12 protein-coding genes are annotated in these 12,879 nt (G+C 33.3%); all 12 read left to right on the top strand.

Annotated features, from left to right (window positions below; translation table 11 throughout):
• The first annotated feature begins 7 nt into the window (after nucleotides 1–7).
• The 12 genes from CH364_RS08950 (at nucleotide 8) to CH364_RS08895 (ending at nucleotide 12,869) form a co-directional block, all read left to right on the top strand.
• Nucleotides 8–1,444, top strand: coding sequence for a glycosyltransferase (locus CH364_RS08950; protein ID WP_100743161.1), 1,437 nt, complete (start codon nucleotides 8–10; stop codon nucleotides 1,442–1,444).
• A gap of 102 nt (nucleotides 1,445–1,546) precedes the next feature.
• On the top strand, nucleotides 1,547–2,866 hold the full coding sequence (locus CH364_RS08945) for an MBOAT family O-acyltransferase (protein WP_165782916.1): 1,320 nt from the start codon (nucleotides 1,547–1,549) through the stop codon (nucleotides 2,864–2,866).
• A gap of 137 nt (nucleotides 2,867–3,003) precedes the next feature.
• Entirely contained in the window at nucleotides 3,004–3,906 is a 903-nt protein-coding gene (locus tag CH364_RS08940) for an alginate O-acetyltransferase AlgX-related protein (RefSeq protein ID WP_244280403.1), read from the top strand.
• A 58-nt stretch (nucleotides 3,907–3,964) separates the two neighbouring features.
• Complete coding sequence (locus CH364_RS08935; RefSeq protein ID WP_125178670.1) at nucleotides 3,965–5,200, top strand: glycosyltransferase family 39 protein; 1,236 nt, start codon at nucleotides 3,965–3,967, stop codon at nucleotides 5,198–5,200.
• A gap of 12 nt (nucleotides 5,201–5,212) precedes the next feature.
• A complete protein-coding gene (locus CH364_RS08930) occupies nucleotides 5,213–6,127 on the top strand; it encodes a glycosyltransferase family 2 protein (RefSeq protein WP_100743157.1) in 915 nt (304 codons plus the stop codon).
• Nucleotides 6,128–6,129: 2 nt separating this feature from the next.
• Nucleotides 6,130–6,360 carry a hypothetical protein gene (locus CH364_RS08925; protein ID WP_100743156.1) on the top strand — a complete coding sequence of 77 codons (231 nt, stop codon included), beginning with the start codon at nucleotides 6,130–6,132 and terminating at the stop codon, nucleotides 6,358–6,360.
• On the top strand, nucleotides 6,344–7,648 hold the full coding sequence (locus CH364_RS08920; RefSeq protein WP_100743155.1) for a glycosyltransferase family 4 protein: 1,305 nt from the start codon (nucleotides 6,344–6,346) through the stop codon (nucleotides 7,646–7,648). The genes CH364_RS08925 and CH364_RS08920 overlap by 17 nt, the downstream gene beginning before the upstream one ends.
• Nucleotides 7,632–8,840, top strand: a complete 1,209-nt coding sequence (locus CH364_RS08915) for a glycosyltransferase family 4 protein (protein WP_100743154.1) — start codon at nucleotides 7,632–7,634, stop codon at nucleotides 8,838–8,840. Before CH364_RS08920 ends, CH364_RS08915 begins: the two co-directional genes overlap by 17 nt.
• The gene (locus tag CH364_RS08910; protein ID WP_100743153.1) at nucleotides 8,837–9,766 is read left to right on the top strand and encodes a glycosyltransferase family 2 protein; all 930 of its coding nucleotides are present in this window, start codon (nucleotides 8,837–8,839) and stop codon (nucleotides 9,764–9,766) included. Before CH364_RS08915 ends, CH364_RS08910 begins: the two co-directional genes overlap by 4 nt.
• Nucleotides 9,763–10,887, top strand: a complete 1,125-nt coding sequence (gene glf, locus CH364_RS08905) for a UDP-galactopyranose mutase (protein WP_100743152.1) — start codon at nucleotides 9,763–9,765, stop codon at nucleotides 10,885–10,887. The genes CH364_RS08910 and glf overlap by 4 nt, the downstream gene beginning before the upstream one ends.
• A gap of 54 nt (nucleotides 10,888–10,941) precedes the next feature.
• Nucleotides 10,942–11,703 (top strand): glycosyltransferase family 2 protein, encoded by a 762-nt coding sequence (locus CH364_RS08900; RefSeq protein ID WP_100743151.1) that lies wholly within the window; start codon nucleotides 10,942–10,944, stop codon nucleotides 11,701–11,703.
• Between the two features lie 362 nt (nucleotides 11,704–12,065).
• On the top strand, nucleotides 12,066–12,869 hold the full coding sequence (locus tag CH364_RS08895) for a glycosyltransferase family 2 protein (RefSeq protein WP_100743150.1): 804 nt from the start codon (nucleotides 12,066–12,068) through the stop codon (nucleotides 12,867–12,869).
• The last annotated feature ends 10 nt before the right edge of the window (nucleotides 12,870–12,879 follow it).

Raw genomic sequence — 12,879 nt, 5'->3', positions numbered from 1 at the left:
CCGATTTATGAAAGTTACCTTAATTGGCACTAATGATAAAGCAGGTGGCGCTGCTAGGGCAATGTTTCGTTTGCACCAAGCTTTATTATCCAAAGGAATAGAATCTAGAATTTTATGTTTGAATCAATTCGCGAAAGGTACTGACAGTATAAATGTATTCAAGTATCTTCCTAATCTTTGGGCCAGTCGGCGATATCCTTTTTTATCTGATTTAATTGAATCACAAAGAACATCATTATCTAATACCCTATTTTCTTATTCTGATATTCAGACTAATTTAATCAATCATCCATTAATTCACGATGCTGATGTAATTAATTTGCATTGGATAAACTATTTTGTCTCTCCTTTTGATATCGGGAAACTTTTAAAGCTCAGAAAAAGAATTGTTTGGACTTTGCATGATGAGTGGCCCTTTACAGGAGGTTGTCATTATACATCAGGCTGCAATAAGTATATTACTGGATGTTTAGATTGTGTTCAGGTTAATTCTGAAATTTTCAGTTTACCAAAATTGCATTATGCAGAAAAGGAAAATCATTTTTCATCAGCAATTGAACTGGTAGCACCTAGCAAATGGTTAGTGGAAAAGGCCGTTCGCAGTCCATTTTTTTTAAATTCTAGAGTGAAAGTAATATCTAATTCAATTGAACCCAGTTGGTTTGCTAATGGCGATCGTGCTGAGATTAGAAGAAAATTTGGATATGATGAAAACTGCTTTTTGATAGGCTTTGGTGCGGATTCGGTTTATGAAAAACGGAAAGGTCTTAACTATCTAATAGAGGCATTAACAATTCTTTTAAAAAATCAGAAGTGGAATACTGCTTTTACTTCGAAGAAAATAAAGGTTTTATTCTTTGGAAATTATACCAAAAGAGATCTTTATTTAGATAAATATGCAGACTATCTTGGTTCTTTTTCCAATGATAATGAAATATCTGAAATTTATCAGATGTTAGATCTCTTTGTAATTCCATCCCTTGAGGACAATCTGCCTAATACTATGTTAGAATCCATGGCCTCCGGTACGCCAGTATTAGGTTTTCCCGTTGGTGGCTTAGCCGAAACTATCCAAAATAAGCTTAATGGATTTTTAACCGAATTAATATCTGGCGATAGTTTAGCAAAAGAGATTTTTAATCTTTGGAGTGATCCTAATTTATTAAAGGAAGTTGGAAGAGCGGCAGCAAAATTTGCGTTTGAGAATTTCAGTATGTCTAAGCAGGCCGAAGAATACATTAAATTTTTTTCAATGAAACCTGTTTTAAAAAATGAAAAAAATACTTTCAAAATAAAACTGAAAGAAAGATTTGAATTCGATCAGACTTATAGTGCTTATCTAAAAAAAGCTTCCTTCCGAAAGAAAATTCTGAATTTTCTTTTTAAAAGTGTTAGGGTTCATGATTTTATTTTAAGTATTTCGGAGAAAAAACGATCTACGTAGCAGTTTTTCGTAATAGGGATTTGCCGTAATTTTTTGTATTAATATGGAAAAGATCATGTTATGATATTTAGTTCTTTATTTTTTATCTTTGTTTTTTTTCCTTTGGTATTTTTTTTATTTACTGCTGCAAGCCAGCGATATCGTTTTTTTGTTCTACTCTTAGCTAGTCTTCTCTTCTATTTTTGGGGTGAACAAGAATTTATTTTAGTAATCTTTGTATCAATTTTAGTAAATTACTCTTTTGGTTTATTGATTGAGGGTTCAGTATATAGGAAATTGTATCTATGGATTGGTATAATTGTAAATTTAATCTTAATTCTCTATTTTAAATATACAAGTTTTCTCCTTTCAATTCTATTCAATAAACAATTCGATAATGTAGATATTCATTTACCATTGGGAATTTCATTTTTTACATTTCAAGGGATTTCATATTTAATTGATATTTATCGAAAGGATATTTTTGCAGATCGAAGTTTATTGCGTTTTTCTTTTTATATTTCCTTTTTTCCTCAGTTAATTGCTGGTCCGATTGTAAGATATAGTGATGTTTTTCATTCCTTAACAAAGCTAAGAAGTAATCACAAAGAAATTATAGATGGTTTCTGCTTATTCTCTTTAGGTTTAGGAAAAAAGGTTCTCATTGCGAATACTTTGGGAATTTATGCTGATGAAGTGTTTTCAACTGATTTTGATTTGTTTGGTTCCGGTGTTGCTTGGCTTGCGATTCTATCTTACAGTTTTCAAATCTACTTTGACTTCTCGGGTTATTCGGATATGGCTATCGGTTTAGGTCGTATTTTCGGATTAAGATTTCCTCTAAATTTTAATTTTCCTTATTCTTCGTTAAGCATTCAAGAATTTTGGAGAAGATGGCACATTTCTCTATCTACTTGGTTTCGAGATTATTTATATATTCCTCTAGGCGGTAATCGTGTTGGAAGGGCTAGACAATATTTTAATTTAATATTAGTTTTTTTATGTTGCGGTTTTTGGCACGGTGCAAGTTGGAATTTTTTATTCTGGGGGATGTATCATGGTTTCTTTCTGGTAATTGAAAGAACTAGTTACCAACGGGTCATTATTTCATTACCTAGCTTTCTTAAGTTTATTCTAAATTTCACGTTGATCAATATTGGTTGGGTTTTTTTCCGGGCAGAAAATCTCGGAGATTCTGTTTCTTTTATCAAAATTTTATTCGGAGCAAATGGATTGGGTATTCCTCAAGTAATTTCTCTATTTGATTTTCGCTGGCTAATTGGAATATTTTTTTCCACCCTCTTTGCGTTCGAGTGGAGTTACATAAGTAAAATTTCAGCTAAAATATATCTTACTAGAGTCTTTGCGTTTGTTGTATTTATTTTGTCTGTTTTTTTTCTAGTGGCAAACAATTATAATCCATTTATCTATTTCAGGTTTTAATGTATCGAACTGTAATCAACACTATAAGCCTTCTACTTTTATTTCCGCTAATTAATTTTGTTTTCAGATTTGTGGAAGATATACCTTCTACAGAGAAGAAACGGGAAATTTCTTTCAACCTATTGTTAGAATCAAATTTGAAGGAAAAATTTAACATAATCGAAGAAGCATTTGAAAGAAAGTTTCCTGCAAGAAATTTGATGATTCAAAAGTATAATTACTTTTTATGGTTTGTTTTGAATTCTTCCCCAAAACGCACAGTTCTCAAGGGACAAAATGATTGGTTATTTATCTTTCTTGGTCAAGGTGCGAATGGCCGAGATTATTCTTTTAATGAATCGGATTTTTTAGCATACAGCCATGGAATTAAAAAATTAGAAAATCTATGTAATTCAAACAACATAAAATTCTATTCAGCCATAGTTCCTGAGAAATTTAACATTTATCCTGAAGAGTTGAAAGCAACTGATCTTTCAACTATTAAAAAGGATAAGTATTTTCGAATTTATAACGAACTTTCCAAATCTGCGAATAAAACTGTTTTTTTTCACGAGGAGTTGATTTCTAGAAAACACAAGGATGATGTTTATTATAAAACAGATACCCATTGGAATTCTGTGGCAGCATTCATTGCCGCACAAAAATTATTTTCCAAGATGAATGGCAATGATCGAAAGGTGGACCTTCTCTCAGAAGAAGATTTTAACTTGGTTCATATGAGATCGTCTGGTCGAGACATTGCCGAATATTTATCACTTTCCAAATTTTTTCTTGATGATGAGTATATTTTCTTGCCGAAGCAGATTTTAGAAAAAAGACAAAAAAAATTAAAGATTTTAGTGATTCATGATTCTTATTTTTATCCTATGGTAGAATTTTTTCGCTTTCAGTTTAACGAAGTGGATACATGGAATTTTGTTCAAAACGAGAAATCAATCAATTATGGCGAATTATTTAACTCTAAGCCCGATATTGTTTTGTTTATTTTGTTGGAAAGACATATAGGCAATTATGATAAAAGAGTGTTTGGTCACTTGTAGAATATGAGTTATCTATATACTTTGGATTTGTGTTGCATCTTGCATTTAGTCGGTTCTCATGTTAAAAAAATTTAAAAAACATATTTGGGTTATATTTGGTCTTGGGCTCGTATTTTTACTTTTTATGCTAACGAGACCTATGGGTACGCATGATTCGTTTTGGATAATTCCGACCTGCTTGAGTATTTTGACTGAATTTAATGTAAATTTAGATGAATTTATCACTTATGGTTTGAAAGACTCATATGCTGCGATTAAAATTAATGGGCATTATTATAATTACTTTCCTTATGGTATTACTTTTTTAGTGCTTCCTATCATTGGCGCTATTAAGCCATTTTTAAGTGAATTTTTATTTTTTCGCTATCATAAGCATATTGAATTACTTTGTGCATCCGTTTTGGTTATAGTTGCACTTTATTTCTTGTATATTTTGTTTTGCTTTTTCGTTTCCCGTCGCTGGGCAGCGCTTCTAACTATATCAATGGGGTTATGCACTCCTTTGTTTACATCTGCAAGTCGTGCTTTGTGGCAACATTCAGGAAGTATACTTTTAATATCGCTTTCTTTATTTTTGTTGGTTTATTCTTTACGTAGGAATAAACGTATTCTTCCACTGTTGGGAATTGTTTTGGTTTTTGCCTATGCAGTGCGACCAACAAATATAATTTCTCTTTTTTTGATTTCTTTATTCGTATTATTTAATTTTCGAAAAGAGAGATTAAATTACGGTTTAGCTGTTATTCTTGCCATGGCATCATTTTTCTTGTTCAATTATTGGGTTTTTGGTGACTTTGTGCATCCTTACTATCGTACTGCTAGATTGTCTGTAAATTTTAACCTTTTGAAAACTGCAGTCATTGGAAATCTTTTTAGTCCCAATAGAGGATTTTTTATTTGGTCTCCCTTTCTTTTGTTTGCCTTCCTTGCATTTTTTTTTGTTAAACGGCGAAATGATTCGTTGATTTTTCTTGCGGTCTCCATTATTTGTTCGCATATATTTGTGATTTCAACATTTCCACATTGGTGGGCAGGTCATTCTGTCGGTCCTAGATTTATGACAGATGTTGTGCCTTTTTTTGGACTACTGCTATGTTTCACTATTAAGAGATTTAACCATTCTTACATATTTAAAGTAAGTTTCTTGTTTCTAATAATTATATCGTTTTTGGTACAATTCTCTGCGGCTGTCTCAAAGAATACCCAATTGTGGAATATCAGAGGTGGTGATATTAATGATACCCCTGAAAGAATCTGGGATTGGCATAAACCACAATTTTATCCTTTTGATTGAAACTAAAATCGTATGAAAGAAATTGAAGCATCTAAAATCATCTCCATTGTCACTCCTTCTTATAACCAAGGTGAGTTTATTGAGCGGACACTAAATTCTATAGTAACACAGTTTGGAACATTTTATATTGACTTAGTCGTGATGGACGGGGGATCGAAAGATAACTCGGTTAGTATCATACAAAAATATGCAAATTTGATTCAAGCAGGTGAATTGAGTGGCAGGTATGGTGAGCTATCGTTTCGAACGGTAAAAAATCATGGTAATCAAAATACAAACTGTCTTGGCATCAGCTATCGTTGGGTATCCGAAAAGGACAATGGGCAAACACATGCCATAAACAAAGGGTGGAAACTTGCAGTTGGCTCTGTCATCGCTTGGTTAAATTCTGATGATATTTATCTTCCGAACGCACTGAGTAAAGCATACAAGTCTTTGAGTGAAAGAGAGGAAATTGGCCTATTTGGAATTGGATTGCACATTGATAAAGAAGACAAACTCATAGAAGTTTACCCTATTGAACCATTTTCCTTGGAACGTTTGATAGATTATTGTATCATTTGCCAACCTACAGTTTTTTTAAAAAAAGAAGTTTTGTCTTCTGTTGGTTTTTTGAATGAATCTCTTGGATTCTGTATGGACTACGAATATTGGTTACGAATCGCCAAAAATAATTCATTCTATTTTTTGCCTGAAGTTTTGGCATGTACAAGAATTCATGAAAATACAAAAACCAGCCAAAACTTAAAAGTACATAGTGAGATCATTCAAATGCAGAAGAGGGTGGTTGGAAAAACATCCAAACACTGGTTATTTCATTACGCAAATTATCGGTTAGCGGACCGATTTCCTACAATTCGAGGTAATGTTGTTTTTAAAATACTAATTAGGTTTTATAGTTTTTTACTTGGAATTGTGTATCGTTAAATATGAGTGATCAGTTAAGTTATATAAAAAAATATGTATGGTTGCCTTATGGCGAAAGAATGATTCAGATTTTTTCGTTAGAGCAGGGTAAAATCAAAAAAATAATTTGTTTTAATGAACATGTAAAAAAAAGTTTTGTTATAACAGATCTTGTAGAAATGGAATACCTTTTTAGTGAATTAGACATTCCTTCAAACCAAAAAGAGTTTTTAGAATTTGAAGCTTATCTTTGATGTATCCGTTCTTGCTTGGTCTGTGCGTAGCAATAAGGCCAAAACTGGAATTTTTCGCGTTATTGAGAATTTGTTATTCCAGTTTATAAACGATCCGGAGATTGACTTATACCTAACTTCGATTCACGGAAATATTACGGATCTCAAAGTTTATTTAAAAAATCAAAACATAAACTTACCCAAAAATCAACTTCTGATTCCTGATTCGTCCAACAAATCAAAAGATAAATTGTTCCAAATTTATCTTTTGATTTACAAACAGTTGGATCTAAAAAAATTTCCAAAACTTTCATCAATCCTGCTTCTTTTCTACAAACTTTTTAGCTATCCTTTTCTTCTGTTGTTTGGTCTATCTAGTTATCTTTATCCAATTCCTAATGATTTTCTTTCCAATCAGTTTGTTTTCCATAGCACCTTTCTTCCAATTCCCAAATACATTCAGAATTCAAAAATTTCGAAAGTCATAACCATCTATGATTTAATTTCTATTAAATATCCTGAATTCTTTATCGGAAATAAAGATGATGTTGTTTGGAAATTGATTCGGGATTTAACCCGGGATACAAATATCATTACAATTTCAGAACATAGTAAAGTTGATCTTTTGGAATCTGATTTGGGTTTGAGTGATAAGCAGATTACTGTTACTCCTCTTGCTGCTTCTCATTTTTTTTACCAAATTGAATCTCGGGATCTTTTGGTGAAAGAATTAAAGCAGTATAATTTAAGTGATGGTGATTACGTTCTGAGTGTGGCAACTTTGGAACCTAGAAAGAATTTAAAATCAATTATACGGGCTTTTTTAAGTTTACCTAGTCTAAAGACAAATCCAAATTTAAAATTAGTTTTGTTAGGTGGAAAAGGTTGGGGTGAGAATTTGGAGGAAATTTCTAAGGAGTTTCCCAATTCATTTCAAGAGAAAGTTGTTTTTCTCGGATTTGTTCCGGATGAAAAATTATCATTCATTTATTCTGGAGCAAAATTTTTCGTTTACCTTTCCTTTTATGAAGGTTTTGGGTTGCCGCCGCTTGAAGCAATGCAGTGCGGTTTACCTATCCTTGTTTCTAATGTATCGTCCTTACCAGAAGTAGTAGGTGATGCTGGGCTGTATACAGATCCATATAATCTGAATTCGATAGTGACAAACATGGAGAAAATGCTTGGCGATAGTGAACTTAGGAAAGCATTATCTTTAAAAGCGCTTAGTCGGTCCAAAACATTTTCTTGGAAACATACTGCAAGTTTAACTAAAACAGCGTATCAAAAGTTTAATGAAAGTATTGTTTGATCATCAAATTTTTTTCCAAAATAGATTTGGCGGAATTTCTAAAATTTTTTTAGAAACAATACGCAGATTGAAGGAACTTAATATCAATTTTGATACTTCTGTTTCTGTAGAAGATTATGCAAAGGGAATTTTAAGAGATCCTATTTCCAGAAACCAGGTAAATTTGCCTGGCTTTTTCTCCATTTTTACAATCTATCGGTGGATTTGTTTTGTATTTGTTTTTTTTCGCCAGCCGATTCCCGAATTTTTTACTAAAAGAGAAAGTGGAATTTTGAAACGAAGTCTTCGGAATCAAATTGAAAATCTAAATTCGAATGTGAATGAATCTTTAGTAAACAATAAGTATTCTGTATTTCATCCGACATACTTTCAGAGTTATTATTTGCCTAGTTTAGAAGCCAGTCGAACGAAGATGGTAATTACTGTTTATGATTGTGTACATGAACTTTTTCCTGAATACTATGGGTCTTCGAATTTTATACTTAAAAATAGAAAGGATTTATGTGAGGCAGCAGCACATATCATATGTATTTCAGAAACCACTAAAAAAGACTTATTGAAGTTATATCAAAATATTCCAGAAAAAAAAGTTTCTGTGGTTTATTTAGCAGGAGATCTTTCTCGGGAACAAAGAACGTCCAGGTCTCTTCCATTTGAGGACTATATATTGTTTGTTGGGAACCGTGCCGATTATAAAAATTTTAAATTACTTTTGGATGCATTTTATCAGTTATCCAAGTCTAGAAAAATTCATTTGGTTTGTGCTGGTGGAGGTAAGTTTTCTTCTTCTGAAAAAAAATGGATACAAAAATATAAACTAAATGAATGGGTTCACCAAGTTTCTTTTACTTCCGAATCTTCACTAGCAAATTTTTATGAAAATGCAAAGTTATTTGTTTATCCTTCTTTGTATGAAGGATTTGGAATCCCATTACTAGAGGCAATGTCTGTGGGTTGCCCTGTTCTTTGCAGTGGGATTGATGTATTCCATGAGGTTACAGGAGATGCAGCCGCTTTCTTTGATCCTCAGGACATATTTGATTTAGAATCCAAATTGTTGGAACTTATAGATTCTGGAAAAACTCGTAATGAATTGGTTCAAAAAGGATACAAACAAGTGAAGAAATTTTCTTGGGATCAATGTGCTGATGAACATATTCGCATATACCAAATGTTAAGTGAAGGTCTATGATATCTAAAAAACCTTTAGTGACAATCATCACCGTAGTTCGTAATGCGGAAGATACGATTTTAAGAACCATCCATTCTGCTTTGTCCCAAAAAAACGTTAATTTTGAAGTTCTCGTTTGGGATGGATTGAGTACAGATCGAACTGTGGAACGACTAGAAGCGGTTAAAAGCCAGATTAGTTTTTACTCAGGAAGTGATTCTGGTGTTTATGATGCGATGAACCGAACTCTTCCTTTGGCCAAGGGTGAATGGATTCTTTTTCTCAATGCAGACGATTATTTTTTAGATGAATATGCATTAGAAAAATTGGTAAAATCTACCGTAGATGAAAAATGCGATTATGTTTGTGGTTCAGCCAGTATGTTATTTGGTTTGAAAGTTTGGAGACCAAAAACATTAACTGATTTCGATTATTTTGTTGGAAATCCTTCCAATCATCAGGCTTATCTTTGCAAAAAATCCATTTATACGAAATTAGGTGGATTTAATATTCAATACAAATATTCAGCGGATGTCGATTTTATGTTTCGTGTTATACAAAAAGGATATTTTGGTCGCCAGTTGAAGGAGTCGGTGGTTCATTATTCACTTGGTGGTCTGTCGACTAAAAATGTGGGTAGGGGCGTTGCCGAGCTTGAACAAATTATGGCCAAATTTTTAGATACAGATATTGAATTCGCAAGAGAATGTCGTTTGGTGTTTCATGAAGGAAAAATGTACTCCAATCGTTTTATTGAAAAATTAATTTCTATTTCTTGGACTGAGTCTCAGTGGAAACATATTGTTCTGTATTTAGGCTCCAAATGTAGTTTAGAATCTACTTCTAGTTTCCTTAAGCTAATTTCGTTTATTAATGTGAAACTTCGTTTTTTATTAAAGGCTCTTATCTTCCAATTTTTAAGAATATTACCAAATCGAGTTTTATGAAAAAAATATTAATTGTTGGTGCTGGGTTTTCTGGTGCCGTCATTGCCAATACACTTGCCAAAACTGGAAATTATACAATCGATGTGATCGATGAGAGAAACCATATTGGTGGAAATTGTCATACGGAAAGGGATACTGAAACCAATGTGATGGTGCATCGTTATGGACCGCATATCTTTCATACCAGTAATGAAAAAGTTTGGAACTATGTTAATACATTTGGAACATTCCGACCATTTGTCAATCGGGTGAAGTCGGTTTATTTGGGTCAGGTCTATTCCATGCCGATTAATTTACATACGATCAATCAATTTTTCGGAAAGGCATTTGGTCCAGAAGAAGCAAAAAATTGGATAAAGTCCAAAGGTGATTCTTCGATTGAAGATCCAAAAACGTTTGAAGACCAAGCAAAGAAGTTTGTTGGTGAGGAATTGTATAAGGCATTTTTTTACGGTTATACCAAAAAACAATGGGGGACAGAACCGCGGAATCTACCTGCATCAATTTTAAAAAGATTACCTGTTCGATTTAATTATGATGATAACTATTATAACGATGTATTTCAAGGAATTCCTGTAGATGGTTATACTTCTGTCATCCAAAATATGTTTAACCATCCAAATATAAAAATCCAGTTAGGGAAACGTTTTTTTGGCGAGTCTGATTCCACTTTGGGTTATGATCATATATTTTATACAGGCCCCATTGATGCTTATTTTTCTTTTCGGCATGGGAGGTTGGGTTACCGAACGGTCTATTTTAAAGAACATCGTGCTGAGGGAGACTACCAAGGCAATCCAGTTATGAACTATGCTGATGAAAAAGTACCTTTTACTCGGGTTCATGAACATAAACATTTTACTCCATGGGAAACACACGAAAAAACCATCTATTTTGAAGAGTACAGTAAGGAAACGGAAGAGAGGGACATCCCATATTACCCGAAACGTCTGGATTCTGATATGAAAATATTGAAAGAATATGAGTTAGAAGTAACTCGTTTATCTAATGTTACATTCCTTGGGCGCCTTGCAACCTATCGATATTTAGATATGCACAATATCATTGAAGAAGCTCTCGATTGTGCAGAAAAATTTATTAACAAACAATCTGCGCAGTAATTCTGACTTTTCTTTTTCTTTAGTTTTATTAGTCTGGGTTTTTAAGTTCTAATTATGCCAAAAGTTTCAGTTATCATGCCCGCCTATAACGCAGTTTCTTATTTAGAGGATTCTGTAAAATCTTTGTTAAATCAAAGTTTTCAGGACTGGGAACTTCTACTCGTTGATGATTGTTCCAAAGATCAAACTCCAGTTCTAGCTCAAAAAATTGCAAAGTCAGATTCACGAATTCGTTTTATTCAAAAGGAAAAAAATTCTGGATCAGCTGATACCCGTAATACGGGTATTAAATTAGCAACAGGAGAATACATCGCTTTTTTAGATGCAGATGATCTTTGGGAACCAGATTTTTTAGAAAAAATGATCCCTTTTATGGAAAAGAATCATTCGCCTTTTTCTTTTGCTTCTTATCGAATTATTGATGAAAACGGATTTGAATTTTGTGAGCCATTTTTAGTGAAATCCAAATCATACACATACGCTAATTTGTTACATTACAATCGAGTCGGTTTACTTACTGCAATCTATCATGTACCAAGTGTTGGGAAAAAATACTTCGATCCTTCCTTAAAAAGCCTTCGAGATGATTATGCGCTTTGGTTAGATATTCTGAGGGAAGGGAAACTTGCCTTTGCCAATTCTGAGATTTTAGCACAGTACCGGGTTCGTCGTGGCGCAGCAACATCTAACAAGAAAAAAGTGATGTTGGCTCATTTTCGAATGTTAAAAAACCGGGAAAAACTGTCTTTTCTTTACGCACTGATTCTTACTGCAATTCACGGTTTACTTGGTTTACGAAAATATAAAACTAAGTGACATTTGCTCAATTTCTACCGACCTTTACCCACCACCTTAATTCCTGTTATCAGGTGGTTGTTTTTTGTATTTAAGATGCGAAAGACTTTCGCCATCCTTCGTCGACAATTTACCTTGTCTGCACCAGCAAGGGTCGGCATAATCAAATCTTTGTTTTGTTACCCTTTTTATTAGCTTCCCTATAGGCTGGCTTAGATTTTAGAATCTTTGTATTTTGGGCTATGATCCATTCCCCTCCAATTTGCGTTAGGTTTTCAGAAAAACGAATTCATTGTGGTTGGCCCACTCTCTTCTCAAATTTTAATCAGCCCATTTTTTGAATATTCGCTTGCCCTGCGGATACGATATGGTCTTATATCCGCATGGCACTTCCGAAGGCAAAAAAGAAAGCAACCGGCACACCAAAATTACTTATTTCCCTCATCATTCCGATCTACAACGAAGCCTCTCACCTAGAAGAGTTTTTAGCACGTATTGATAAACTCATTCTCCCTTCTGAAAAGGAGCTTGTGTTTGTCGATGATTGTTCGAAAGACCATTCATTTTCAATTCTTGAGAATTTCTCCTTCCAAACTCGACATGTAAAAATACTACAGCAAACTGAAAATCAAGGAAAAGGTGCGGCTCTTCGCAGAGGTATCCATGAAGCAAGTGGAGATATCATTCTTGTGCAAGATGCCGATTTCGAATACGACATGGATGAGATAGCTATGTTAGTAAATCCTATTTTGATAAACAAGGCTGATGTAGTTTTTGGGTCTAGATTCAAAAAAGATGGAAGACAAGTCCATCGAACATTTCACTATCTAGTGAATCGCTTTCTGACGATTTTATCTAATTTTCTAAGCGGTCTTTATTTGACCGATATGGAAACTTGTTACAAAGTGTTCCGATCAGATATCATACAAAACATTAATCTGGAATCCAACCGTTTTGGTTTTGAGCCTGAAATTACCGCAAAGCTAGCTAGGTTGAAAATTCGCGTTCAAGAATTTCCAATTTCCTATTATCCTAGAAATTACTTAGAAGGAAAAAAAATAACATGGAAGGATGGGATTGCTGCTCTAAGGCATATATTTTATTTTAATTTGTTTGCGTCTAAGATTAATTTCTTTAAGAAAACAATGCCTGAAGCATATATACCTAAATCCGCAAACTGGTTGTAATATTTTATTC

The sequence above is a fragment of the Leptospira harrisiae genome (genome assembly GCF_002811945.1).
GTDB classification, from domain to species: Bacteria; Spirochaetota; Leptospiria; order Leptospirales; family Leptospiraceae; genus Leptospira_A; species Leptospira_A harrisiae.
The sequence above is the reverse complement of the archived record's forward strand: the minus strand, read 5'-3'. Positions and strand labels throughout refer to the sequence as shown.